Raw genomic sequence first — 26339 nt, forward strand, 5'->3', positions numbered from 1 at the left:
AGGCAGATTTTTTTGATAGAAAAGGGTAGAATCCCCGAATAATGAATGAGGAGATGAAACGATGACAACAACGAAAGAAGAAATCATGCAGAGTGCAAAAGATCTGGATGTGGAATTTATCCATCTGCAGTTTACCGACTTGAATGGGGTGATGAAAAACCTGTCCGTCACCTATGAACAGCTGGAGAAAGCCTTGGATGGGGAGATCATGTTTGACGGTTCTTCCATCGACGGTTTTGTGCGGATCGAAGAATCGGACATGTATCTGAAGCCGGATTTGAACACCTTTGTGGTTTTCCCATGGAAACCCCAGGTAGGACGGGAAGCCCGTCTCATCTGCGACATTTACAATCCGGACGGGACCCCTTTTTCCGGGTGTCCCAGAAATATTCTAAAGAAGCAGATCAAAGATGCCAAGGAAATGGGCTATACCATGTTTGTCGGTCCGGAGTGCGAATTTTTCCTCTTTGAAGTGGATGAAGACAATAATCCAACGTTGAAGACCCACGACAACGCCGGCTATTTTGACCTGGCACCGGTAGACCTTGGGGAGAGCGCCCGACGGGACATGGTGACCACCTTGAAGGAAATGGGTTTTGAGATCGAAGCATCCCATCACGAAGTGGCACCGGGACAGCATGAGATCGACTTTAAATATTGCGACGCCCTGGAAGCCGCCGATGACATCATGACCTTCAAAATGGTAGTGAGGATCATCGCCCAGCGCCATGGTCTTCATGCCACATTCATGCCGAAACCAGTGTACGGCATTGCAGGAAGCGGGATGCACTTGAACCAATCCTTGTTCAAGGATGGGGAAAATGCATTTTACGACCCCAATGGAAAAGACGAGCTCAGCGAAACGGCCTATCGTTACATCGCCGGTCTGATCGATCATGCCAAAGGATTGGCGGCATTGACTAATCCGACGGTGAACAGCTACAAGCGGTTGGTGCCGGGATACGAAGCGCCGGTCTATATCGCCTGGTCTCCCAAGAATAGAAGTCCTCTGATCCGGATCCCGGCCAAGCGGGGCGCTTCCACCCGGGTGGAAATGCGAAATCCCGATCCATCCGCTAATCCGTATCTGGCCCTGGCAGTGAGCCTGGGAGCTGGTTTGGATGGGGTAAAACGAGGTTTACAGGCTCCGGATCCAGTCTACTCCAACGTATACGAAATGACGGAAGAGGAAAAAATCGAATGCTGCATCGACTCTTTGCCGGGAACATTGAAGGAAGCCATTGATGCACTGCAACAAGACCAATTGTTGTTGGATATCTTGGGATCCCATGCCCGGGTGAAATACATCGAGAACAAGCTGGCAGAGTGGGACAACTATCGGACCCGTGTGACTCCCTGGGAGTTGGACATGTATCTGAACACAATATAAAAAGCCGATCACTCGGCTTTTTCCAATTCATCCATTTTATTATAGGGGAGCCGGCGCTGTGCCAGCTGTTCCAGCAGATCGTTGATCTGTTCCATGGTCTCTGTTGCTCCGGCTATGGCGTCCACGGGATCCATACTATTTTGCCGAAGGATCTGGGAAGCGTAATCCGTGTATATCTGATCCAGTTCCATGCCAGTTGCATTTCGATAGGCTTCCAAAACATCATCCCGGGATTCCTTGGCTTCGTCGAAGGGGTTCAACTTGCTGTACACTACGGAAATGATGCTGTCTGCTACGTAGGTGATTTTCAGCGTGGGTACGTAGCCTTCTTCATCCGGTTCTGACGTCAAGATGTATACCTCGTTCATGGGCAGGATGATGGGCGCCGTATTTCCGTCCCTGGCGGCATAGAGGATGCTTTCGCATAGAAAGCGAAACTGGTTGCTGATGTCGGGAAACTCTCCTGTACCGGGAAGGTTTTGGGTCCCCTGGTTTCGAATGACGCTGTTGTACAAGCGGGTGTAGAGGACGCGAAGATCCAGGTTGTGTTCCGCCTTGAATGCTTCGTAATATTCCAGATCGGATATTTTGTCTTTGCCCTCCAGGGAGAACTCGCGGAAATCGACTTTGGTGATGATCCCTTCCCGTATGGTCAAATTCATTTCACCCCGGTACCCGTCGTTGTTGTGATGGGAGTAGGTGGCAAAGTAGATGCCGTCCCGATAAGTGGAGGGATCCTCCCTCAGTGGGATCTGGCCTTCGCTGTCGTTGATGTAGTTTTTTGCACATCCGCTCAATAGAATTACTAAAAAGACCAGGATGATCAGACGTTTCATGGGAGAACACCTCCTATAAGAGAATACCGATTGCCGATGATTCATTATATCACAAACAGGTGGGATGAAGGATGAGAATGGGAACCATTTTAATAGGAATGACCAACAAGCGTAACCAAAGCCAGGTCTTGCAGCAGGCCAAACAGGCCGGCTTCCAGATCCTTGTGGTGGAAGATGGAAACAATCTGGTTCGCACAGCCAGGACCCGGGCGGTGGATCTTATACTGCTGGATGAGGAGATCAAGGGACTACGGGCCATCGATGTGGTCAATGCCATCCACGTGGAAAAGATCTGTCCTGTGGTCCTTGTCACCCAGTTGCCCAGGAGCGATTATGTCCACTGGATCGAAAAAGGGTGGATCTTCGATTACGTTCATTATAGTGCTGAATCCAGCGCCTATGCCAAAGCCATCTCCGGAGCCCTGTATTTCGGCAAGAAGATCCTGGAACTGGAAGGAGAGATCCTTCGCTTGAAAAAAGATCTTTCGGATCGAAAGACCATAGAAAAGGCCAAGGGGATCATCATGGAAATGAAGCAGTGCAGCGAAGAAGAAGCCTATGCGTTTTTGAGGACTTCCAGCATGGACAAAAAAGTCTCCATGGAAGTACTGGCCCAGGCCATTATCAATAAATATGCCTGATCTATAGGTATTTGCGGTATTTCAGATCGGACAGGCGCATGGATGCGGAAATGCCCAGCCAACCACTGAAAAGAATGGGCGGGAACTGTTTTAGGATGTACCACAGGGGCATGGATCCAAGAAGGACGTTTGGGATATAGAAAAAGAGCTTGATCAGGGTAAAGACGATCAGGATCCCGCAGATCAGGTAACTTTGAAAACTGGCTTCCTTGATCCTGGTCAGCAAAAACAGACCGGCGGCCAAGGCCGGCAGCGAAAACAGAAGCATGATGAAAAACTCCGCCCTGGCGACCGCCTCCACTGGTTGGTCGAACAGGGTGTTTTCGCCTCTTGCTATAAAATAATGAAGAAATTCCAGGGTGTTTAGTCCCACGATCACCATCAGCAACACAGCGACGAACAGACCCCGTAAAAAAGATTTCCATGGATTTTCTGCAAACATCTTGAAACTCCTCCAAGAAAGTAATATTCTATCAGTTAATACTTTATAATAAGGATTATAGCACAAAACCGACGATTCGTCCGTCATGGTTGAATAGAAAGAAGGACAAGACAGTGCTCAAAGATTACAGTATCCATGGAGAGGAGATCCATGCAGTCATCACCCAGTTTGACTTGTACCAGACATTTGAATCAGGCCAGTGCTTCCGATGGAATCAAATGACACCAAACCGGTATATGGGTATTTCCCTCGATCATGTCTTGGACGTGGAAAAAAGGGAAGACCGTTTCGTTTTGAGAGGAACAGACCGGAACACTTTTGAAGAATATTGGATGGATTATTTGGATTTGAAGCGGGATTATGCCGCCATTGTCAAGGCAGTATCGGTGGAGGAGTCCATTTCAAAAGCCGCCGCCTATGGTTGGGGACTTCGGATCCTCCTTCAGGAAGAGTGGGAAACCATGATCTCCTTCATCTTGTCCAGCAACAACAACGTGAAACGGATCAAAAACCTGGTAGAAGGCTTGAGCCACAAATACGGCAGGCCCATACAATACGGGGGAAGGACCCTTTACACATTCCCCAGACCGGAAGAACTGCAAGGAGTGACCTGTGAGGATCTGGCCCCCGTCCGCTGCGGCTATCGGGCATCCTACATCGTGGATGCGGTGGAAAAGGTGATGGGCGGCAGGGTCGATCCTAAAACCCTTCGATCCCTGTCCTATCAGGAAGGGATCAGGAAACTGATGGAGATCAAGGGAGTGGGTCCCAAAGTGGCGGACTGCATCTTTCTTTATGGAGCAGGAAAGTACGAGAGCTATCCGGTGGACGTATGGGTGAAGCGGGTCACTGAGTCCATTTACATGAAAAGGGATGCCACTGCGGCAGAAATCAAGAAAAGAGCAGACGACTTGTGGGGAGATCTGGCAGGATTTGCCCAACAGTATCTTTTTTATTATGCAAGGGAAAATAATCTTAAGACAGGAGAAATCATATGACCGGAAATATCGTAAATACGGTAGCCATCTTGATCGGAGGCACCTTGGGCCTGGTATTCAAAAGCAAGATCTCGGAGCGCTTCAGCAACATCATGGTGGAGGCTTTGGGGATCGCCATCATGGTTTACGGCATCAGTCAGGGGATCACCACCAACAATCCTCTGATCCTTTTTACCAGCATCGCCCTGGGAGCCTTGATCGGAGAAATTTTGGATATTGAAAAGAAATTGAATGAACTGGGAGATTTCTTTCAGAGCAGAATGAAAAACGCCACGGGAGTCACCCAGGGATTTGTTACAGCATCCCTCCTCTTTTGTGTGGGAGCCATGGCCATCATGGGTGGGTTGCAGGGAGGTCTTCAGGGAGAGCATGATATTCTATACGCCAAGGCGTTTTTGGACGGTGTCATGTCCATTATATTTGCTTCCGCGCTGGGAATAGGAGTATTGTTGTCGGCAGCCAGTGTCTTTTTGTACCAGGGGGCCATCGTTCTGCTCTCCGGTTTTCTGAAACCCTACCTGGCAGCGGCGGTGGTAGTGGAAATGACGGCGGTGGGTGGTGTTCTAATTTTTGCCATCGGCATCACCATGTTGAAAATCAAGCATTTGAAATTGGGAAACATGTTGCCTGCTGTTTTCATTCCGATCTTGATCAATCTTTTTTATACCTTGTAAAGAAATAAGGTCATACAAAGAATGTGGAAAATGTCAGCGGAAAGTGTTGACATTTTTCTTATTGTTTTGTATCATTATAAATGCGATTAGCACTCAAGTGTAATGAGTGCTAACAAATAAAAAATAATTCATGATCGTACAAGGAGGTAGTTGTAGCATGTTGAAACCATTAGGAGACAGAGTGGTACTGAAGGTTAAAGAAGAAGAAGCAACCACTGCAAGCGGGATCGTTCTTCCCGGTTCTGCAAAAGAAAAACCACAACAAGGTGAAGTCGTGGCAGTTGGCAGCGGCGAAGTCGTAGACGGCAAGAAAGTGGCATTGGAAGTAAAGGTTGGCGACAACGTTGTCTTTTCCAAATTTTCCGGAACAGAATTAAAAGTAGACGGAGTCGAGTATTTGATTGTACGACAAAACGATATTTTGGCCATTGTCGAGTAAGACGGTGCCAAGAAAATCCAAGCAACGAAGAAATCAAAGAGCATAGGAGGAATCAAGCATGGCAAAAGATTTGAAATTTTCAAGTGAAGCAAGAGCAGCACTTGTCGACGGCGTTGACAAGTTGGCAGATACGGTCAAGATCACATTAGGACCTAAAGGAAGAAACGTGGTGCTTTCCAGAAGCTTCGGATCTCCCATCATCACCAACGACGGTGTGACCATTGCAAAAGAGATCGAATTGGAAGACCCTTATGAAAACATGGGAGCACAACTGGTCAAGGAAGTTGCGACCAAGACCAACGACGTAGCCGGAGATGGAACCACCACCGCTACGTTGCTTGCCCAAGCCATCATTCGAGAAGGCATGAAAAACCTGGCAGCAGGAGCCAACCCCATGGGGCTCAAAAGAGGAATCGAAAAAGCAGTAGACGTTGTTGTCAAAGAATTGAAAACAAAAAGCAAGAAAGTGGAAAACAAGGATGAGATCACACAAGTAGCATCCATTTCCGCAGCAGATGAAAAAATAGGCAAGTTGATCTCCGACGCCATGGACAAAGTTGGAAACGATGGTGTCATTACCGTGGAAGAAGGAAAATCCATGGACATCGAGCTGGAGTTTACAGAAGGAATGCAGTTTGATCGAGGATACTTGTCCGCATACATGGCTACCGACATGGACAAAATGGAAGCCGTATTGGACAATCCATATGTTTTGGTCACCGACAAAAAAGTGAACAATATCCAAGAGATCCTGCCCGTATTGGAGCAGATCGTACAGCAAGGCGGCAAACTGTTGATCATCGCAGAAGACGTGGAAGGCGAAGCCTTGGCTACTTTGGTCGTCAACAAGCTCCGTGGAACCTTCAACTGCGTGGCAGTGAAAGCCCCAGGATTTGGAGACCGAAGAAAAGCCATGCTGGCAGACATTGCTGCAGTAACTGGAGCAGAAGTCATCAGCGAAGAAGTAGGTTTGGACCTGAAATCCGTAACGATCGAGCAATTGGGTCGTGCAAGACAAGTAAAAGTTGACAAGGAAAACACCATCATCGTAGAAGGCGAAGGAAACAAGCAATCGGTGGAAGATCGAATCAGCCAGATCCGAAAGCAGATCCCGGAAACCGATTCCGAATACGATCGAGAAAAATTGCAGGAGCGTTTGGCCAAATTGGCTGGCGGAGTTGCCGTCATCAAAGTCGGTGCGGCTACGGAAACCGAATTGAAAGAAGCCAAATACCGAATCGAAGACGCTCTCAACGCCACAAGAGCCGCTGTAGAAGAAGGAGTAGTCAGTGGTGGAGGTACGGCATACATCAACACCGTACACAGCCTGGAAGACCTTCTGGAGACCCTGGAAGGGGACGAGAAGACCGGTGCAGCCATCGTACGACGAGCTGTAGAAGAGCCGATCCGACAAATCGCAGCCAACGCAGGACTGGAAGGCAGTGTCATTGTAGAGAACTTGAAAAACAAAGAAGAAGGCATGGGCTTTGATGCCGCTAAAGGAATCTATGTAGACATGTTCCAGGCGGGGATCATCGATCCTACCAAAGTGACCCGATCTGCCATTCAAAATGCAGCTAGCGTGGCAGCCATGTTCCTGACCACAGAAGTGGCCGTAGTAGAAATTCCCAAAGATGAGCCGGCAATGCCGGCCGGCGGAATGGGCGGCGGAATGGGCATGATGTAATACCATTCAAAACATAAGGACGGTCCAAATCGGACCGTCTTTTTATCGGCGCCAAGGTGTAAAGACAACTGTGTTGACAATAAGTCGGACTGTAGGGTACAATGTGTCATAGCAATCATTCCAATCACAAAAGGAGAGAGACATGAGCAAGGTAAAAAGCTTTTTGGAGAAAAAAGACATTCGATTCACCGTAAAACGATACTTGATCGACACATTGAGTTTTATGGCTCTGGCATTGTTCGGAACCCTGATCATCGGGAGCATTTTGAATCAGGTGGGATCCATTTTGGGGATCGCCCTGTTGACCGATGTCATTTGGCCGGCTGCCCGAGGGATGACGGCGCCGGCCATTGCTGTTGCCGTGGCATATGCTTTGAAAGCACCCCCATTGGTATTGTTTGCTTCTGCCATCAACGGTGCTATCGGCGGCGATCCCGTATCGGCCCTGCTGGCGGGTATCGTAGGTGCAGAATTTGGGAAATTGGTGTCCAAGGAAACGAAGGTGGACATCATCGTTACTCCGGCGGTGACCATCCTTACCGGTGCAACAGTAGCTTTTTTCGTGGGACCTGGAATTGCCGCATTTATGGCTGGTTTTGGCCAGGTCATCATGTGGGCCACGGAACAAAACCCCATACCCATGGGCATGATCGTATCTGCACTCATGGGGATCGCCTTGACCCTGCCCATCAGTTCTGCGGCCATTGGCTTGATGCTGAGTCTGGGAGGCTTGGCGGCCGGTGCGGCCACCGTAGGGTGCAGCTGCCAGATGGTGGGTTTTGCCGTCATGAGTTTCAAGGAAAATGGAACGGGGGGCTCTTTGCCCAGGGAATCGGAACCTCCATGCTCCAAATGCCCAACATTGTGAAGAACCCCAGGGTCTGGATCCCGCCCATCGTATCTTCCATTATATTGGGACCCATCTCCACCGTATTTTTCAAGATGGAAAATGTACCATACGGATCCGGCATGGGCACCAGTGGTCTGGTGGGTCAATTCGGCACCATAGAAGCCATGGGTACGGGTACAAATGTCTGGATCGGCATTCTTTTATTGCACATTGTTTTGCCGGCTGTTTTGACCCTTCTTGTAGCAGCTCTTTTGCGAAAAATCGGGTGGATCAAAGAAGGAGATCTTAAGCTGGATATCTAGAGACAAATATTCAGAATATTCTCACGGTCCCTACCTGTTGACAAAGACAACCATCAATACTATACTTATAAAAATATCATTTATACAACAGAACCTTCTTATATAAAATCAGGGATATGGCCTGAACGTCTCTACCGAAAAACCGGAAATTTTTCGACTATAAGAAGGAAACATGCATATTCTTCGGAGACAAGTAGATCGCCCTATTTGTCTTTTTTGCAATCATCACACAGATTGCGTATCAAAAAAACAGGAGGGAAAATATGAGCAAATCGATTCGAGAAGGACTTACTTTTGACGACGTCCTGCTGGTTCCGGCAAAGTCGGAGATCCTGCCCCATCAAGTAGATCTGGGGACAAGGTTCACCAAGAACATCAAGTTGAACATTCCCATCATTAGTGCCGGCATGGATACAGTGACGGAAGCCAAACTGGCCATCGCCATCGCCCGACAGGGAGGCATCGGCGTCATTCACAAGAACATGGAGATCGCCCAACAGGCCATGGAAGTGGACAAGGTGAAAAGAAGCGAACATGGTGTTATCGTAGATCCATTTTTCCTGCATCCGGAGAACGTCATCGGTGATGCATTGGAATTGATGGAAAGATACCGGATCAGCGGCGTGCCCATTACAGAAGAGGGCAAATTGGTGGGGATCATCACCAATCGGGACTTGCGTTTTGAAAATGACCCTTATAAAAAAATCAAAGATGCCATGACCAAGGATAATCTGGTCACCGCACCGGAAGGAACCACCCTGGACGTGGCGGAGAAGATCTTGAAAAAACACAAGATCGAAAAACTCCCCATCGTAGATGATGAAGGATATTTAAAAGGTCTGATCACCATCAAGGACATCGAAAAGGCCATCAAGTATCCTAATTCCTCCAAGGATGCCAATGGTCGACTCCTGGTAGCGGCGGCTGTTGGAGTTGGCAAGGAGACCATGGAACGAACCAAGGCATTGGTGGAAGCCAATGCGGATGTCATCGTGTTGGATACGGCCCATGGACACTCTGCCGGAGTTTTGGAAATGGTGCGAAATGTAAAGGCCAGATTTCCCAACATCCAACTGGTGGCGGGAAACATCGCTACTGGCGCTGCCGCAAAGGATTTGATCGAAGCCGGTGTGGACGCCATCAAAGTAGGCATCGGGCCCGGATCCATCTGCACCACCCGGGTCATTGCAGGGATCGGCGTGCCCCAGATCACGGCCATCATGGATTGTGCGGAAGTGGCCAAGCAGCATGGAATTCCCGTCATTGCCGACGGTGGGATCAAATACTCTGGAGATATCGTCAAGGCCATTGCTGCAGGAGCGGACACGGTCATGATCGGTGGACTCTTTGCCGGTACGGAAGAAAGTCCGGGAGAGATGATGATATACCAGGGACGAAGCTTCAAGACCTATCGAGGCATGGGCAGTGAAGCAGCCATGAAGGCGGGAAGCAGTGACCGTTACTTCCAGGAAGGGCAGCGAAAACTGGTTCCGGAAGGAGTGGAAGGCAAAGTGCCATTCAAAGGACCTTTGGCGGACAGCATCTTCCAGATGGTTGGGGGACTTCGAGCCGGCATGGGATACTGTGGAGCAAAAAATATCAATGAGCTGAAGGAAAATACGGAATTTATCAAGATCACGGGAGCAGGACTCAAGGAAAGTCATCCTCATGACATTTCCATCGTCAAAGAGCCCCCGAACTACAACTCTGCAGGATTCTAAATCAGGAGGAAACCATGGAAAAAACGGAAACCATCATTGTATTGGACTTTGGTGGACAATACAACCAATTGATTGCCAGAAGGGTGCGGGAAGACAAGGTCTACTGCGAGATCCTTCCGTATACTGCATCTATCGAACGGATCAAGGCGAAAGAACCCAAAGGGATCATTTTCACCGGCGGTCCATCCAGCGTCTATGGAGAAAAAGCACCATCCTGCGATCCGGAGATCTTTGAACTGGGGATCCCGGTTTTGGGTATTTGTTACGGCGCCCAGCTCATGGCTCATACCTTGGGCGGAAAAGTGGCCAGACCCCAGATTCGGGAGTACGGGAAAAAGGAACTTCACCTGACCAAGGAGAGCAAGCTCCTCCTGGGTGTGGGAGAGAGTTCCACCAGTTGGATGAGTCATACGGACTACATCGAAGAAGTACCGGAAGGGTTTGCAGTGACTTCCATTACCGATTCCTGTCCGGTGGCATCCATGGAACATGGGGATAGGGATCTGTATGCCGTCCAGTTCCATCCGGAAGTGGAGCATACCCAGTTTGGACGTCAGATCCTCCATAATTTTCTCTATGAGATCTGCGGATGTCAAGGGACATGGACCATGGCAAATTTTGCCCAGGAACAGATCCAAGCCGTCCAGGAAAAAGTGGGGAACAAGAAAGTTCTATGTGCCTTAAGCGGCGGAGTGGATTCCTCCGTTGCCGCCGTTCTGGTCCACAAGGCCATCGGCGACAATTTGTACTGCATTTTTGTCGATCACGGACTGCTTCGTAAAAACGAAGGGGATGAAGTGGAAAAGGTGTTCAAGGAACGCTTCCACATGAACTTCTTGCGAGTCAATGTTCAGGATCGGTTTTTGGATAAGTTGGAAGGAGTCTCCGATCCGGAGACCAAGCGAAAGATCATTGGGGAAGAATTCATCCGCGTCTTTGAAGAAGAGGCCAATAAGTTGGAGGGCATTGACTATCTCCTTCAAGGGACCATCTATCCCGATGTCATCGAAAGCGGCACGGAAGACGCTGCCGTCATCAAGAGCCACCACAACGTCGGTGGCCTGCCGGAAGATCTGGGATTCCAGCTTATCGAACCTTTGCGAGACCTTTTCAAGGACGAAGTTCGGGCAGTCGGAGAAGAAATCGGCATCCCCAAAGACCTGGTTTGGCGACAACCCTTTCCGGGACCGGGACTTGGAATACGGATCATGGGGGAGATCACTCGTGAAAAACTGGACATCCTTCAGGATGCAGACTGGGTGTTTCGGGACGAGATCAAAAAATCCGGATTGGACAACCAGATCTGGCAGTATTTTGCCGTACTGCCGGGAAATCGGAGTGTTGGTGTCATGGGAGATGAACGAACCTACGACTATACCATTGGTTTGAGAGCGGTCACCAGTACTGATGGCATGACCAGCGACTGGGCCAGGATCCCCCACGACGTGTTGGAGCGGATCAGCAATCGAATCGTCAATGAAGTGGACCATGTCAACCGGATCGTCTACGATATCACCAGCAAGCCCCCAGCACCATTGAGTGGGAATAGCAGACAAAAACCCTGATACCATTGATGTAAAATGGTATCAGGTTTTTTTTTGTACATTAGTTGTCGTATTCTCAGCCTTCTGCAAGCTCCACGGTAAAAGTGAAAAGCCCATCCGTGTTTTCCACGGTGATGCTGCCGTTTTGTGTATCAAGGATCTTTCGAACGATGGCCAGTCCAAGGCCGTTTCCTTCTGCGGAACGGGAGCTGTCCCCCTTGTAGAAGCGCTCGAATATTCGTTCAAGTTCTTTTTTGTTGAGAGAAGGTCCTGTATTTATCGTCTTGAAGAAGACCTTTCCGTTTTCCTTGTTTAGGGTTACAGACAACTTGCCTCCCTGTTCAGAAAACTTGATCGCATTTTGAATGAGATTCAGCCAGACCTGGTAAAGCAGTTGCCGGTTGCCTGTGATGGTTATTTCGTCCAAATCCACATCCAGTTCCAGTTCCTTTTTTGACCACTCCGGCCCCAGAAGAAGGATCACCTGGCGGATCTCCTCGTCCAGAGAGAATCTGGTCTTTTGAGAAGGGATGGCCTTCGAATCCAGGCTGGAAAGGGTGAGCAGACTCGAGGAAAGTTGGGAGAGCCGGTCGCTTTCATTAATGATGATGTCCACATATTCGTCGTGCTTGTCCTTGACTAGATTCTTGTTTTTGATCAGTTTGGCATAGCCTCGGATGGAGGTGATGGGGGTTCGAAACTCATGGGAAACGTTGGAAACAAAGTTTGTCCGAAGGTATTCAATGTCCTTGAGCTCCTTTACCATCAAATTGAAGTCTTCCGTCAGTCTGCCGATTTCATCCCTGCTTTCCACCTTCATCTGCACGTCGAAATTTCCAGCAGCTACCTCTTTGGATGCTTCGGAAAGTTGCAAAATCGGCTTCACGATGCGCTTGACGGTAAGAAGTATGATGGCAGAGCCGATCAGAATGCTGAGAAGGAAGACCAGGTTCATCTTCACACGAAGATCCGTAAATTCCCGGAACTGCACTGGGTGGACCATTGTCAGGTCATTGAAGGTCGTACTCCGCATAAATAGGCCGATGGCGGTGAAGGTCAAGGTATTCATGAACCACCATACGAAAAGGAAAATCAGAGTAAATTTTGTATAGATGGATTTGAATGAGAATTTTCTTTTCATGGGTTTTTCACCAACTTGTATCCAAGTCCTCGGACCGTAACAATGCTGAAGTCCGAAGTATTCTCGAATTTTTCCCGTAACCTTTTGATGTGCACGTCCACTGTGCGTTCCTCCGTATCGTTGTCGAGACCCCATATTTTCTCCATCAGGTCCTGTCTGGTGAAGATCTTGCCCGGATAGCTCATCAGTTTGAAGAGGAGCATGAATTCCTTCAATGGGAGCAGGACAGACCGTTCGTTGCTGGAGACTGTAAGCGTCTCGCTGTCCGCCGTCACGCCTCCGATAGTGATCTGTTTTTCCGTGGATATTCGTGCCCGCCGCAGAAGGGCGGATATCCTTAAGAGCATCTCATCCAGGTCGATGGGCTTGACCATGTAGTCATCTGTTCCTGATTCAAAACCTTGTCTCATGTTGTCGAATTCTTCCTTTGCCGTGATCATCAAAACGGGCAGGGTGTATCCTGCATCTCGCAGGCTGCGGACCAAATCGTATCCGTCCATGCCAGGCATCATGATGTCCGCGACAAGAAGGTCGATGGACTCCTTGTCCATGACCTCCAGCGCCTCCAGCCCGTTCGAGGAGGTTTGGACCCGATAGCCTTCCGATCCAAGGTAGGTTGCGATCAGCTTTCGTATGTTTTCATTGTCTTCTACTACGAGTACGTTGACCATTTTTTCACCTGACTTTCTACATTTGTTAAAGGCTCCTAAGCGCATCGATGGGGTTGAGTCTGCTTGCCTTCCTTGCCGGCATGTAGCCAAAGAGTATCCCTACCGCTGCTGAGAATCCCAGGGCGATATAGATGGTTGTAGGAGCGATGGCAAAGCCTGTCCCGATAAAGCCTGCTGCGATATAGGCGATGGCGGCTCCCAAGACAAGGCCTGCAGTTCCACCGATCAGGGATAGAAATATCGATTCGATGATGAACTGTGCCTGGATGGTTCGAGGCGTCGCGCCAAGTGCCTTCCTGAGTCCGATCTCCATCCTTCGTTCCGTAACAGAAACCAGCATCATGTTCATGATCCCGATGCCCCCGACCACAAGGGATATGGCTGCAATGCCTGCCAGAAGCAGGGTCATCATGCCTGTGATACTCTCAAAGGAGCTGATCATATCCCCCATGTTGAAGACACTGAAAGCATTCTCTTTGTAGTTAAAGGATGCATCAAGGACCCTTTCGATTTCTTGGACGGTTTCGTCCGCCGTTGTCGTGTCGACGAGAAACGCATCAAGGCTTGTTATGTTCTGTATCCCCATGGACCGCAGTGCCGTTGTGTAAGGAATGATCACAGAGGAATTGACCGAGCTTATTCCGAATGCGCTGGACGATGCAAGGGTCCCGATGATCGAGTAAGTTCGACCTCCGATAAGAAGTTCCTGACCGACGGGATCGGTCCCGTAGAAGAGCTCATTTGCAATGTCTGAGCCGATCACCGCCACCTGGTTGTCGGATTCCAGGTCCAATATGTTGATTGCCCTGCCGGACTTGAGGAGGCTGTCGTCGTTTTTAAAATACACATCGTTGTTTCCCTGTACCGAAATGTCATCCATGACGGTGCGCTCAGAAGTCACGCTCATTTTGCGGGAGACCGTGGGGGATACCCCGGAGATGTTGGAAAGCGCAGCGATCTCTTCCACATCCACATCATCAAGACCTTGCTTGACAGCAGTGCCCATGACGTTTACGGTGACCTTGTTTACTCCCAGACTCGTCACCTGGTCCGTTATGCTGCTTGTCGCCCCCTGGACGATGGTGATCAGTGCGATGATGGCTGCGACTCCGATCACGATGCCAAGCATGGTGAGAAACGAGCGCAGCTTGTTGGAGACGATGTTTTCAAAGGACATTCTTATGCTCTCAAATATCATTATACCACGCTCCCTTCGGACAGATATCCGTCCAGAATATGGACCACTCGCTTTGCGTGCCTTGCGATGTGCACATCGTGGGTGATCATGATGATGGTACTGCCTTCCGAATTCAGCTCCTCAAAGAGCTCCATGACCTGTGTTCCGGTCTTCTGGTCAAGGGCTCCTGTGGGTTCGTCCGCCAATAGAATGGAGGGTGCGGTCACAAGTGCCCTGGCAATGGCCACCCGTTGCTGCTGTCCCCGGAGAGCTGGTTGGGAAGGCTGGAAAGCTTGTCTTCCAGCCCCACTTTGACAAGTACGGCCTTAGCCCTCTTCTTTCTTTCGGAAATAGGGATCCCGGAATAGATCAGCGGGAGTTCCACGTTCATCAGTGCCGTCATTCGAGGAAGCAGCTGGAAGCTCTGAAAGATGAATCCGATCTCCCGGTTCCTCACCTTGGAGAGCTGGGTCTCGTCCAGGGATCCCGTGTCGTTGCCTGCGAGGGTGTACTTGCCTGATGATGGAACATCGAGGCAGCCGATGATGTTCATTAGGGTCGATTTTCCGGAACCGGAAGGGCCCAGGACTGAAATGAATTCTCCCTTGCGGACGATCAGATCCACTCCGTGAAGGACTTCCAGGTCTTCCTCACCCATGCTGTAGCTTTTTGATATGTTTTTCATGCTTAGTATTTCATTCATTAGTTGCCACCGTCCTGACCGCCTCGGCCCATTCCGCCGCCAAAAGGAAAGCCTCCTGCTTCCACGATTTCGCCTAACAGAATTTCTTCGCCCTTATCGACGCCGCTGATGATTTCAACCAGCTTACCGTCGTTGATCCCTGTAACGATGGGTGTCTTCGCGGCGATGCCTTCTGCATTTTTCTTGAACACATAGGGAGTATTGTCGTCATCGAACTGTATTGCTGTCATCGGGAGGGCAATTGCATTTTTGACCTCGTCCTTTCGAAGGGTGACTTCTGCTGTCATACCTACTTTCAGAGATTCGTCGTAATCAAGTTTCACAACAGCAATGAAGTAGGTGACGCCATTTAGGATCGTGCCTTCCTTGGAAATGCTTTCTACCACACCGGCAAACTCCTTGTCAATGGCCTTGATCCGAACAAGTACTTCCTTGCCTGGAGTCACTGCGGCAAGCTCATATTCATCCACCTTCACGCTTACCTCAAGGTCCGTATAGTCGACGATGGTGATGAGTTTTGTGCCGGGAGATACGGTCTCATTTTCATCTACGAAAATCTCTGCGATCTCTCCGTCCATTCCTGCTTCCGGATTGGAACCGGAACTCGGGTCAAGAAGGTCTTTGCCCTCTATTACCAGCTCCCCCTCTGATACAAAGATCTCATTGATAGTGGCAGCCCTTTCAGAAAGAATGGTTTCTCTATTGTTGGCCTCGATATTGCCTGAAAAGGAATACCAAGTGGTGATGTCGGCAGCTGTTGCATTCACCGTCTCCAATGGGATTGACTTCGGTGTGAGAAGTGATCTTCCTGCGAATAGCGCTATTGCAATGCCAGCTATGATTAGTACCCAGTTTCGTAGTTTGTTTCTTTTCTTTTTATTCAATGGGGATTCCTCCTAGAATTCATTTTATGTTGGAAGTATAGATCACCATTGTGAACTGAGGATGAACTTGATCAAGTGATCAAGGGGACGGTTCTACCGATTACGACTGGTTTCGTAATCGGTAGAACCGTCCCCTTGATTTTATTTCTATTTTTTAATTCGAAAACGCTTCAAAATAGCTCTTTTCTGTCGTAAAGTCGGTGATGATAAAATCCGTCAGCATTTTGTCGATGACGGCATAGACACCGGATAATCTTCCACTACATGGATCTTGATTGGAGAGTCAGGGAATTCTTCGAAGGAATAATTCTTGTCACGGACCATGACAAGGATTTTGTCATTGACAAATTTTTAGAGTCTTATTTTTTACAGTTCTTCGAGAGTATAATAGTATTTAAATGAAAAATAAAAAGGGTGGTTTTGATGGGCAAGTGGAAAAGGGCATTGTCGATTTTGTTGACCGGTTTGCTATTTACGTCTTTTATGGGTAGCCCCGCTGGATGGAATAATAGCGCTGTAGCTGCAGATGTGGTCTTTGATCTTTCTGTGGGAGATATCATCGTGGAAGATGGAACGGATCCGGGAACCTACCGGGTGCTTCATGGCAATCCCCAAGTTGCCGTGGATAATATTCCTTTCAATCAACAATTGACTCTTGCGGGAACAACTGGAACCTATGGAGTTCGAGTTTCTTCCACATTCGGAACGGTGAATTTGAAGCTGGCGGGTTTGAACACCACTGCCATGGCAAATTTTGGAGGGATCGAGATTCTTAGTGACGATGATCGAGAGGTCGTCATAGTTTTAGAAGATGGAACGACAAATGTCATAAATGGAAACATCTATAACCACTCCACCAGTTCGGGAGGAGGCTTGACCATCGCCTGTGAGCACGCCCATGAAATTGGACATGTTTGTGACAGCAGTTGCGGTTCTTTGAGTGTGACGCGACCGACCAGCTACAACGGAGCAGCCATCAGCGGTCACAATACGACAATTATAGGCGGAAACATTACAGCGGTAGGTGGAAATAGTTCTCCCGGCATCGGAAGGTACGGCACCGTATATAATCTTCAAATTTCCGGCGGAAACATATCATCTACAGGCAGAGGCAGTTATGGAACAGCAGGAATAGGTGGGGGCGATATATCCAATGCCCATGGGATCTATTTCGATGGGGGTATCATTCATGCTCAAGGCTACCGAAATGGTGCAGGTATAGGTGCGGGCGATATTTTTTATGGAAGTGGAGGCCAAGCCCATGATGTGATCATTAGTGGAGGGACCATCCGAACGGCAGGAGGGAGCAGCGGTCAAGGAATTGGTGGAGCCGGTGTCTGCTCCAACTTTCAAATCAATGGCGGTTCTGTCAATACCACATCCATCAAGATCCAGCCCGTCAATCAGGATGGAGCAAACGTTTATAAGACCGTCATCACATTGTCGGAGGTTTCCAGCGTCAAGCAGGTGACAGCTGTTGAGATGTCAGGAGCGGACTATTATGGTCTGAATGACGTGTTTACGGATACTGTGGGGAAATTGTATTTTTATCTGCCGGAAGGAGCAGCCGTCACCGGCATTACGGCAGGAGGGGTGGATTACCAGGGAGAGGTGACCACTACCAGCGACAACCTGGCGGCAGCAACTTTTGGGGTGCCTACCTGTCAAATCGGAGACACCATATACACGACCCTGGCAGATGGACTGGCTGCATTGACCAATGGAGATACCTTGAAACTTCTTCGAAACATTGAGTACAACCAAACCTTTGCGTATCGAAGTTCTTTTACTCTGGACACCAACGGATTTGTGTTGGATGTAAATGCCGGGGGCAATACTGGCCTCATAGCAGATGGATATGACATGACATTGACCGGAAATGGAGCCTTCAATATTATCAGTACAGGAATTGGCATACATGCATATGATGGAGGATCAGCAGAGGTTACCAATGTGGTTGCCGGAACCACCGGGATCAATGTTACCGATGGAAACAGTGTGATCCGCGTTTATGAGAATGTAGAGGTGAAGGATTCTGCAGGCGATCCTTCAGGCAGGGCGGTTTATGTGGAAGCTGATTACGGCAACAAATCCTATATCACTATCGAAGGTGACGTAACAGCCCGTTATGGAGTATATGCCTATCTGGATGGAGTAGTTACCATAGACGGCATCTTGGACGTAGTAGAAAACTATGTACAAGTTTTTGATATGGTCAAGACTCCATCGGATCATGATGTCTCCACCACAAAAACCGGATATCACACCTATACCGGGCTGAACAATACGGTTTGGATCAAAGCAGCCCCACCGGAGGAACCAATTATGACCCTCCAACCGGTCGATGTGGAGACTACCTACGGAAACATTTCAGAGACCCTGGAGGTAGCTGCTACCGTTGAAGATGGGGTGGATTTGGCCTATGCCTGGTATGAAAGCTCGGATGGTTCATTGATCGATGGGACCGCTGTTCTTGGCGACCTAGAAGAATTTGTGATTCCGGAAACTCTCCAGGCAGGGACATACCATTATTATTGTACGTTGTCAGTGACGGATCCGGCAACGGGTCTTAAGAGCTCCAAGACCAGCGATGTAGCTGAAGTGTTGGTCAATAAGGCCTTGCCTGACGTGGATGCCCCGACGGGATTGACGGCAAAATTCGGACAAACTCTAAAAGACGTAGAACTACCAGATGGGTTTTCCTTTGAAGATTCGCTGGACACATCAGTGGGAGATGCGGGCGAAAACAGTTTTACAGTACACTATACACCGGAAGATGAAGACAACTATGAGGTGGTTGCTGGTATCAAAGTGGTTGTCACAGTGAAACCAATAGCACTTGTCTTTGAAGGAACCAATTGGTCTGCAGGTGTGGAAGTATTGGATCTGGAGACCAAAGTGAATGTGGATGAACGAAATCAGCCAGGAGTGGAAAAGGTAAGAATATTCATGGGCGTTCTTCGCATTGGAGATAGTGCAGCTCATTTTGACCAGGTCGAAGAATGGGTTGGTCAAAAAGGATATTCTCTGTTGGCTTTGTTTGATCTGGAACTCATGAAAGAGATCACATATCTGGATGGCAGGATCGAATCCGTACCTGTGCCGAAAGAAGATTTGCTCGATCCCGTCACCATACGCTTGTTGTTGGACGAGAAACTGGCTGCAGTTTCAGATCCGGCAATTGCCTTTATCGATGAGAGTGGTGAAGTTTTGCTTTTGGAAGGAATGATCCTTGAGGTGGATGGGAAGACGTATCTGGAATTTGAAACAGACCACTTCAGCGATTATGCTGTCTTGGAAGCGATTGACATGGAAAATCCGAAAACCGGGGTACTTGGATGGATGAACTGGTTGAACATGACGCTGTTGGCATTTGGGGCATATCTGTTCCAGCGAAATCGCAAGAGACATTCGTTGAATATTTGATGAATTTCTGATATTTTACGATCTGACACCGAAACCGGTAGGCACTATCGAATGGGAGTGAACAAAACAAGTTTCTTCTATAATTAAAAAGCGAGAGGGTCATGGCATGCCACGACTCTCTCGCTTTATTAGGCTCGATATTTTTTTAGAATCCGCCGTAGTTGTAGACTCGTTCTGGAACGTCGTTCAAATCGTCTTCGTCGATTTCCGCAACGCAACGAACCATGGCACCGTCTCCCAGCCACCATCGGATGGGGAATGCCATAAACTTAAAGCGTTTTCCCACTACTTTATCTAGATCTCCGCCGATGTTTTCCACGCCGACAATACCGTTGCCCATCATGTACTTGTGGCAGGGCTCCCAAGTTCCTTCCAAACCATGGTCTTCCAGTTTGCCATAGGCTTCCATGTACTTTTCCATGCCGTAGACTTCGATGAAGGTATCCTTGTGGAATTCAGCGTAGGCTTCGAGGCCGAATTTCTCGATATATTCTTGCGTGATCGGTTTTCCGGAATTTCCGATCAAGTTCATTTGTGGTGGTCCATTTTGTCCCATGGTGGTATGAAGCGGATGATCCAATGCCTGTTGATCCATGGCTACACACTTTGGTTTATATTTTTCAAACCATTGTCCGGCTTCTCGGCCGCATCCGCAAGAATAATGGTAGTAATCTTTGGAATCGTCAAATTTCAGATGCATGCCTGTACGCAAAACCAGGACCATTCCCTCTACTTCTTCGTGTTTAACGCCGGCTCTTTCCAGTGCATCATCCAAATGTGCTGCCGTGATCAGACCCCAGTCGTCCACTTTGATGTCCAGGCATACGGCATCTCCGTAGTAGGCATCCAATGGCAATTCATGGGTATACCGGGCACGACTGCCGTCGAATTCCCGTTCCATGACGTGACGAGGTGCATCGGCGTGGGTACCGCAGTGCATGACAACATCGATTTTTTGTGTCAAGACACCACTTTTTGCCAGGTTGTGCATGGTGTCGATTTTAGGCTTGGCAAAATATGGCCAGACCGGTATATCCGCATGAAACGGATGACTTAAATCTACTAAAACTTTTTTCCCCATAATGATTTCCTCCGATTTTTTATTTTGTATGTCCCTTTACGTTCCAATTTTGAAGCCCGAGAATTTCTCTGGTTTCCTGGGGCGTTGCAACTTCCTTGCCAAACTCGGCAACGATGCGGTTTGTTCTTTCAATAAATTGCCGGTTCGACGTTGCCAGAACTTTAGGCGCATAGAAGATGTTATCCTCCATGCCGACGCGCAAGTGGCCGCCCATGGCCAGGGCAGTGTACATGATCGGTAAATGTCCCTTGCCGATTCCCAGTGCGCCCCAAGTACAATCTTCCGGGATCAGGCTTTTTAAAAAGACCAGATTTTCCACCGTTGCGCTCATGCCACCTGCTACGCCCAATACGAACTGGAAGTGCAATGGAGCTTTTAGAACGCCTTTTTTCAGATAGTACAAGGCATTGTAAACCATACCGGCATCGAAGATCTCGATCTCCGGCTTTACGTTGACTTCCTGCATTGCCAGACCAAGCTTTTCCAAAAAGCTCGGTGAATTTTCAAAAACAGTGTTGTGCTGCCAGTTCATGGATCCACAATCGAAGGAAGACATTTCCGGTTTCAATTCATAAAAGGGTTTGATTCGAATGTCGTCGGTCAAACCGATCCCTCCGGAAGTGGTAAGGTTGATGACGATGTCGCATTTTTCCCGAACCAGCTTGACGGTTTCTGCAAACTTGTCAAAATCCATGGAAGCTTTATTTTCATCGTTGCGGATGTGGATGTGAGCCACAGACGCTCCTGCATGGTAACAATCCAAAATTTCTTCTGCGATTTCTTCCGGTTGAAGAGGGATATTTGGTGTATCGCTCTTTTGCGGCCATGCTCCCGTAGTAGCAACCGTTAATATAACTTTGTTTGATAGATCACTCATGGTAAACCCTCCTCCTATTTTCGTTTAACGATCAAGCTTGTTCCCATTCCTCCACCGATACACAGGGTGGCAAGACCGGTCTTGGCTTGACGTTTTTTCATCTCATAGAGCAAAGTTACAAAGATCCGCGCCCCGGATGCGCCGATGGGATGTCCCAATGCAATGGCGCCGCCGTTGACATTTACTTTTTCCATAGGAAAGTTCAAGTCCCGAGCTACGGCAATGGCTTGGGCTGCGAAGGCTTCATTTGCTTCGATCAGATCCAGATCGGAAACCTGGATCCCGGCTTTTTCAAATGCTTTTAAAGAGGCGGGTATGGGACCGCAACCCATCACTTCCGGATCCACACCCGCAGATCCATAAGAGACGATCTCGGCCAGGATCTCTACGCCCAATTCTTTTGCCTTTTCTTCGGACATGACTACCACCATGGCGGCACCGTCGTTGATGCCGGAAGCATTGCCTGCAGTTACAGAACCATCTTTTTTAAAAGCGGGCCGAAGTTTTGCCAGCGATTCTGCCGTGGTGCCGAATCGAGGAAACTCGTCCGTGTCCACTACAGTAAATTCCCCTTTTCGTTTTGGTACTTGAATAGGGATGATCTCGTCTTTAAATCGACCGGACTCAATGGCTTGTTGCGCCTTTTGTTGGCTGGAAGCGGCAAAAATATCTTGCTCTTCTCTGGAGATATTGTATCGTTCTGCAATGTTTTCTGCAGTGATCCCCATGTGGATTCCCGTAAAAGCGTCGGTGAGTCCATCTTTCAACATGGTATCCACCATGGTTGCATCTCCCATTTTTGATCCCCATCGATTGGTCGGGACCACATAAGGCGCTTGGGACATGCTTTCGGTCCCGCCAGCCAGCACGATCTGTGCATCTCCTGCACGGATCATCTGTGCCGCCAGGCTTACCGCCCGCAAGCCGGATCCACATACCTTGTTGATGGTCATGGCAGACACGCTTTGGGGCAACCCGCAACGAATGGCTACTTGCCTTGCGATGTTTTGTCCAAGACCTGCGCCGAGAACATTGCCGATGATCACCTCATCTACCATGTTTTTATCCACATTTGCTCGTTTTAGTGCTTCGTGTGCAGCCGCCACACCCAGATCCAAAGCGGATACCGTCGAAAGACTTCCGCCGAAACTGCCGATGGGGGTTCGAGCTGCACTTGCTATGACTACTTTTATCATTTGTCTCTCCACCTTATCTGTTGTCCTTTGTTACACGGATCAAGTACTTGATGAGTCGTTCTCGAGAAGCGGCAATGTCTTCCTTGCTCCACTCCTGGAAACCTTTTCCGGTTTTGAAACCCAAATCTCCTGCTTCGACTTTGGCAACCAGCAGGGGAGAAGGTTCCGTGCTGCTTTCGATGTGCTGTAAAATATAATTGTGAATGGACAGGGTCAGATCGGTTCCGACCATGTCGGCGTTTTCCATGGGAGACAGTACGGGCAAACGCATGCCGAAACTGTACTTAATGGCCTCATCTACTGCTGCAGCGTCGGCGATCCCGTGTTCCACGATGGAAATGGCCTCCCGCCACAAGGCATGTTGCAGGCGATTTGCCAAAAAACCAGGAACGTCTTTTGCTACTTTTACAGGTTTTTTCCCCATATCCGTAAAAAAATCGAACAGGGTGTCTACAACTTCTTCGTCGGTAAATTCTGTTCGAACGATTTCCACCAAGGGAATCAAATAAGGCGGATTCCAAAAGTGGGTGCCGACGATGCGATTCTTGTTCTTTGCCTTGGAGGCGATTTGGGTGATGCTCATGACCGATGTGTTGGAAGCCAGGATGGTGTCCGGTTTGCAGATCTCATCCAGTTGGGCAAATAGATGTTGCTTCATGGCCATGTCTTCCGGTATGCATTCGATGATCAGATCTGCTTCTTGCACAACGGTTTCCATATCGTCGTATACCGTGATCCGGTTTAGTACATTATCCATCTCATTGGGGTCAAAAGCACCTTCTTCCGCCATGATCTCCAAGTTTCTACGAATGATCGGAAAGGAGTCGGAGTTGTCCGGGTTTCTTAATACGCGAACGGGGATTCCTTTCGTTGCCAGTGCCTGTGCGATGCCGGCACCCATGAGGCCGAAGCCGAAGATGGATACCTGTTGAATTTTCTTGCGCAAATCAAAGCCCCTTTCTGGTATCAACCTGCAGTGCAACCGCCATCAACGTAGAGAATTTGTCCGGTGATGAAATCGGAAGCGCTGGATCCTAAAAATACGGCAGCTCCGACCATGTCCTGAACGAGAGCGGCTCGACCCATGGGAATGCGGTCCATAAATATTTTTTTCAGTTTCTCGTCTTCCAGAACTTCTTGTGTCAAAGGAGTCCAAAATATGGTTGGTGCGATGGAATTGACGTTGATGTTGTATTTTGCCCACTCGGTTGCCAGCTGCTTGGTCAACAAGTTTACAGCACCCTTGCTGGTTCCGTAAGCAGCGTAGCCGCCAGGGTGGCCGGCGAAGGCACGTACGGAAGAGACAGTGATGATTTTACCGTACCCTTGTTCCTTCATGACGGCCCCAACGATTTTGCAGGGTATAAAAGTTCCCGTCACATTGATGTCGATAACTTGACGGAAATCATCTACAGGGAAATCTTCCGCAGGATGTCGTTTGGCAATGCCGGCAACAGTGACAAGGATATCAATTTTTCCAAAAACTTCTTTCACTTTTTGGACCATTTCGATCACCTGGTCTTCTTTGGTCACATCACAAACGATGGCCATGGCTTTCTTGCCCAATGCCTCCACTTCTGCTACGGTTTTATCCAGGGTCTCTTTAGTTCTTCCGGTTACGACAACATCGCATCCGTGCAGTGCCAAACCTGTTGCTACACCTTCGCCCAAAGATCCTGCGCCACCGGTCACGATGGCCAGTTTGCCTTCCAGGCTGAACATGTTTTTCAGTTGTTCGTTGTTCATTATTTCCACAATGCATTCCCCTTTCGGTCTAGTAATTGACGACGACCAGCATGGTTGCCGGCATGTTCGTTTTGTTCAGGATGGATCTCCCTTCAAACGGTTCAATGAAGATGGAATCGTATTTCTTGAGAACGACCACCTGATCCTTGAATTGAACGGTCACTTCTCCTTCTAGAACTACATATACTTTTTCTGTCGGGGAGTCTTCATAAGCGTATTCTGCTCCGCCGCCAGGTAAAAAATGAGTCAATCCCATCCAAAACTTTTGTGTTCCGGTTTCTTCCAGTCCGTGCAGCTTTAACGTAGAACAATCAAAGTGCAAGGGGGCCTGATACGGTTTTACATCTTGGAATTCGATTTTTTTCAACGTTTTCACCTCCTCTCGTTTTATAATAAGTCCATGGTTTTTAAATCGTCTGAAATGATAAGGTTTGCCTCTGTGTCCTTTAGAATATCTTCGATGTCAAGACCTGGTGCCAGTTCTTTTAAAACCATTCCGTTTGAGGTCACTTCGATGACCGCCTTCTCCGTAACGACCAGATTTACTTCACCGACAGCCGTAAGAGGGAGTCGGCATTTTTTTAAGATTTTCGGAGACCCTTTAGCGGAATGGACCATTCCGATGATCACTCGTTTTGCACCGCTGACAAGATCCATGGCACCACCCATTCCAGGGACCATTTTACCCGGGATCATGTAATTGGCCAGATTTCCTTCTTCATCTACTTCCAAAGCACCAAGCACGGTAGCATCTACATGCCCGCCCCGAATGATACCGAAAGACATGGCACTGTCAAAATATGCTCCTCCCAAATTGATGGTGGCGCACTGGCCTCCGGCATTGACAACATCGGGATCTTCACAACCTGGCAAAGGGGCCTCGCTCAATCCTACAAAGCCGTTTTCCGATTGAAGGATCACATGCACGCCTTCCGGTAAATAGTTGGCTACCATGGTCGGCAAACCGATTCCCAAGTTGACGATATCTCCATCTTTCAATTCCTGTGCAATTCTTTTTGCGATGATTTCTTTTGCTTCCAAGCTCATGATCTTTCTCCCTCAACGATGTAGTCCACCAAAATTCCAGGTGTCATGACGTGATTGGGATCCAATGCACCGATTTCTACCAGTTTTTGGGCCCCAACGATCACAGTATCCGCAGCCATGGCCATCAGCGGATTAAAATTTCTTGTCGATGCGTTGTAAAAAGTATTTCCCATTTTGTCCACGATGGAACCTCGGATCAAAGCAACATCCGCTCGCAGTGGAAGTTCCAACAAGTAATCTTTTCCATTGGCATGGATGACTTGTTTTCCCTTTTCCACGAGGGTACCCAACCCTGTAGGCGTCAATACGCCGCCAAGACCGTATCCGCCGCAACGTATGCGTTCGGCCAATGTTCCTTGGGGGATCAGCTCCACTTCCAGTTCGCCGGTATTCATAAGCCGGCCCGTCTCCGGATTGGTGCCTATGTGGGATGCAATCACTTTCCGAAGCCGCTTTTCAACGACCAGTCGACCCAGGCCTTTATCCACAAAACCCGTATCGTTGCAGATCACCGTCAAATCACGGATCCCTTTGTCCAGAATGGCATCAATGAATATTTCCGGAGTACCAACGGCCATAAAACCTCCCAGCATCAATGTCATACCATTATGGATCTTTTCCATTGCTTGTTCCATTGTCAATTGTTTGTTCATACTTTCCCACCTTCACTATATCTTCCTGACACCTTATAGTATTGCAAGTATCGTGCCAATAATGATTTTCGCAAGAAAAGAACTCTGAAATCATGCTGTTTGTTGGGTTTCCGCTTTTTTGAAGAGATTTAAAAAAAGATAAAGGAAAGCGCATGATTCAATATTGAATCATGCGCTTTCCAAATTCTTTGAGAATCAGTCGAGTAGTGCGAA

The 26339-nt window shown here is 48.5% G+C and carries 22 protein-coding genes, 3 pseudogenes and 1 riboswitch; of the genes and pseudogenes, 10 read left to right on the top strand and 15 right to left on the bottom strand.

Annotated features, from left to right (window positions below; translation table 11 throughout):
* The first annotated feature begins 61 nt into the window (after positions 1–61).
* Positions 62–1390 carry a type I glutamate--ammonia ligase gene (glnA, locus tag J0B03_RS09445; RefSeq protein WP_207299364.1) on the top strand — a complete coding sequence of 443 codons (1329 nt, stop codon included), beginning with the start codon at positions 62–64 and terminating at the stop codon, positions 1388–1390.
* An 8-nt stretch (positions 1391–1398) separates the two neighbouring features.
* Here glnA and J0B03_RS09450 read toward each other — a convergent pair whose 3' ends face one another.
* Positions 1399–2226, bottom strand: coding sequence for a hypothetical protein (locus J0B03_RS09450; RefSeq protein ID WP_207299365.1), 828 nt, complete (start codon positions 2224–2226; stop codon positions 1399–1401).
* Between the two features lie 71 nt (positions 2227–2297).
* Between J0B03_RS09450 and J0B03_RS09455 the strand changes: the two genes are divergently transcribed.
* Positions 2298–2867: an ANTAR domain-containing response regulator gene (locus tag J0B03_RS09455; RefSeq protein WP_207299366.1), complete on the top strand. Its 570-nt coding sequence runs from the start codon at positions 2298–2300 to the stop codon at positions 2865–2867.
* 1 nt (position 2868) lies between these two features.
* Here the strand turns inward: J0B03_RS09455 and J0B03_RS09460 are convergent, their stop codons facing one another.
* A complete protein-coding gene (locus J0B03_RS09460; RefSeq protein ID WP_207299367.1) occupies positions 2869–3309 on the bottom strand; it encodes a hypothetical protein in 441 nt (146 codons plus the stop codon).
* Positions 3310–3422: 113 nt separating this feature from the next.
* Here J0B03_RS09460 and J0B03_RS09465 point away from each other — a divergent pair, with 113 nt between their 5' ends.
* From J0B03_RS09465 to guaA, 7 genes and pseudogenes are all read left to right on the top strand, one after another.
* Positions 3423–4307, top strand: coding sequence for a DNA-3-methyladenine glycosylase family protein (locus J0B03_RS09465; protein WP_207299368.1), 885 nt, complete (start codon positions 3423–3425; stop codon positions 4305–4307).
* On the top strand, positions 4304–4981 hold the full coding sequence (locus tag J0B03_RS09470; RefSeq protein WP_207299369.1) for a DUF554 domain-containing protein: 678 nt from the start codon (positions 4304–4306) through the stop codon (positions 4979–4981). The genes J0B03_RS09465 and J0B03_RS09470 overlap by 4 nt, the downstream gene beginning before the upstream one ends.
* Positions 4982–5138: 157 nt before the next feature.
* Positions 5139–5420 carry a co-chaperone GroES gene (groES, locus tag J0B03_RS09475; RefSeq protein ID WP_207299370.1) on the top strand — a complete coding sequence of 94 codons (282 nt, stop codon included), beginning with the start codon at positions 5139–5141 and terminating at the stop codon, positions 5418–5420.
* A 58-nt stretch (positions 5421–5478) separates the two neighbouring features.
* Complete coding sequence (gene groL, locus J0B03_RS09480) at positions 5479–7107, top strand: chaperonin GroEL (RefSeq protein ID WP_207299371.1); 1629 nt, start codon at positions 5479–5481, stop codon at positions 7105–7107.
* A 142-nt stretch (positions 7108–7249) separates the two neighbouring features.
* Positions 7250–8259: pseudogene (locus J0B03_RS09485) on the top strand (PTS sugar transporter subunit IIC).
* A 78-nt stretch (positions 8260–8337) separates the two neighbouring features.
* Positions 8338–8439: riboswitch (purine riboswitch) on the top strand.
* 83 nt (positions 8440–8522) lie between these two features.
* Positions 8523–9980 carry an IMP dehydrogenase gene (gene guaB / locus J0B03_RS09490; RefSeq protein ID WP_207299372.1) on the top strand — a complete coding sequence of 486 codons (1458 nt, stop codon included), beginning with the start codon at positions 8523–8525 and terminating at the stop codon, positions 9978–9980.
* A 14-nt stretch (positions 9981–9994) separates the two neighbouring features.
* A pseudogene (gene guaA, locus J0B03_RS09495) lies at positions 9995–11529 on the top strand (glutamine-hydrolyzing GMP synthase).
* Between the two features lie 71 nt (positions 11530–11600).
* Here the strand turns inward: guaA and J0B03_RS09500 are convergent.
* The 5 genes and pseudogenes from J0B03_RS09500 to J0B03_RS09520 all read right to left on the bottom strand — a co-directional run bounded on the left by J0B03_RS09500 (position 11601) and on the right by J0B03_RS09520 (position 16100).
* On the bottom strand, positions 11601–12593 hold the full coding sequence (locus J0B03_RS09500; protein WP_246798122.1) for a HAMP domain-containing sensor histidine kinase: 993 nt from the start codon (positions 12591–12593) through the stop codon (positions 11601–11603).
* 68 nt (positions 12594–12661) lie between these two features.
* Positions 12662–13336 (bottom strand): response regulator transcription factor, encoded by a 675-nt coding sequence (locus tag J0B03_RS09505; protein WP_207299375.1) that lies wholly within the window; start codon positions 13334–13336, stop codon positions 12662–12664.
* Between the two features lie 25 nt (positions 13337–13361).
* Positions 13362–14534, bottom strand: a complete 1173-nt coding sequence (locus tag J0B03_RS09510) for an ABC transporter permease (protein WP_207299376.1) — start codon at positions 14532–14534, stop codon at positions 13362–13364.
* Positions 14534–15216: pseudogene (locus J0B03_RS09515) on the bottom strand (ABC transporter ATP-binding protein). The gene J0B03_RS09510 and the pseudogene J0B03_RS09515 overlap by 1 nt, the downstream one beginning before the upstream one ends.
* Complete coding sequence (locus tag J0B03_RS09520; RefSeq protein WP_207299377.1) at positions 15216–16100, bottom strand: efflux RND transporter periplasmic adaptor subunit; 885 nt, start codon at positions 16098–16100, stop codon at positions 15216–15218. Before J0B03_RS09520 ends, J0B03_RS09515 begins: the two are co-directional and overlap by 1 nt.
* Positions 16101–16523: 423 nt before the next feature.
* Here J0B03_RS09520 and J0B03_RS09525 point away from each other — a divergent pair, with 423 nt between their 5' ends.
* Complete coding sequence (locus tag J0B03_RS09525) at positions 16524–19526, top strand: autotransporter outer membrane beta-barrel domain-containing protein (RefSeq protein ID WP_207299378.1); 3003 nt, start codon at positions 16524–16526, stop codon at positions 19524–19526.
* A gap of 145 nt (positions 19527–19671) precedes the next feature.
* On the opposite strand, the gene J0B03_RS09530 is transcribed toward J0B03_RS09525, so the two are convergent.
* Genes J0B03_RS09530 through atoD form a run of 8 tightly spaced genes read right to left on the bottom strand, consistent with a single transcriptional unit; the run spans position 19672 to position 26126 of the window.
* The gene (locus J0B03_RS09530) at positions 19672–20607 is read right to left on the bottom strand and encodes a cyclase family protein (protein ID WP_207299379.1); all 936 of its coding nucleotides are present in this window, start codon (positions 20605–20607) and stop codon (positions 19672–19674) included.
* A gap of 19 nt (positions 20608–20626) precedes the next feature.
* Positions 20627–21484, bottom strand: a complete 858-nt coding sequence (locus J0B03_RS09535; protein WP_207299380.1) for a beta-keto acid cleavage family enzyme — start codon at positions 21482–21484, stop codon at positions 20627–20629.
* A gap of 14 nt (positions 21485–21498) precedes the next feature.
* Positions 21499–22680, bottom strand: a complete 1182-nt coding sequence (locus tag J0B03_RS09540; protein ID WP_207299381.1) for an acetyl-CoA C-acetyltransferase — start codon at positions 22678–22680, stop codon at positions 21499–21501.
* A 13-nt stretch (positions 22681–22693) separates the two neighbouring features.
* Positions 22694–23626: a 3-hydroxyacyl-CoA dehydrogenase family protein gene (locus J0B03_RS09545; protein ID WP_207299382.1), complete on the bottom strand. Its 933-nt coding sequence runs from the start codon at positions 23624–23626 to the stop codon at positions 22694–22696.
* A gap of 20 nt (positions 23627–23646) precedes the next feature.
* Positions 23647–24426: an SDR family NAD(P)-dependent oxidoreductase gene (locus J0B03_RS09550; protein ID WP_246798228.1), complete on the bottom strand. Its 780-nt coding sequence runs from the start codon at positions 24424–24426 to the stop codon at positions 23647–23649.
* 28 nt (positions 24427–24454) lie between these two features.
* Positions 24455–24802, bottom strand: a complete 348-nt coding sequence (locus tag J0B03_RS09555; protein ID WP_246798123.1) for a cupin domain-containing protein — start codon at positions 24800–24802, stop codon at positions 24455–24457.
* A gap of 11 nt (positions 24803–24813) precedes the next feature.
* Positions 24814–25473: a 3-oxoacid CoA-transferase subunit B gene (locus J0B03_RS09560; protein ID WP_309485099.1), complete on the bottom strand. Its 660-nt coding sequence runs from the start codon at positions 25471–25473 to the stop codon at positions 24814–24816.
* Positions 25470–26126, bottom strand: a complete 657-nt coding sequence (atoD, locus tag J0B03_RS09565; RefSeq protein WP_207299385.1) for an acetate CoA-transferase subunit alpha — start codon at positions 26124–26126, stop codon at positions 25470–25472. Before atoD ends, J0B03_RS09560 begins: the two co-directional genes overlap by 4 nt.
* Between the last annotated feature and the right edge of the window lie 213 nt (positions 26127–26339).

The sequence above is a fragment of the Alkalibacter rhizosphaerae genome (assembly GCF_017352215.1).
Taxonomy (GTDB): Bacteria; Bacillota; Clostridia; order Eubacteriales; family Alkalibacteraceae; genus Alkalibacter; species Alkalibacter rhizosphaerae.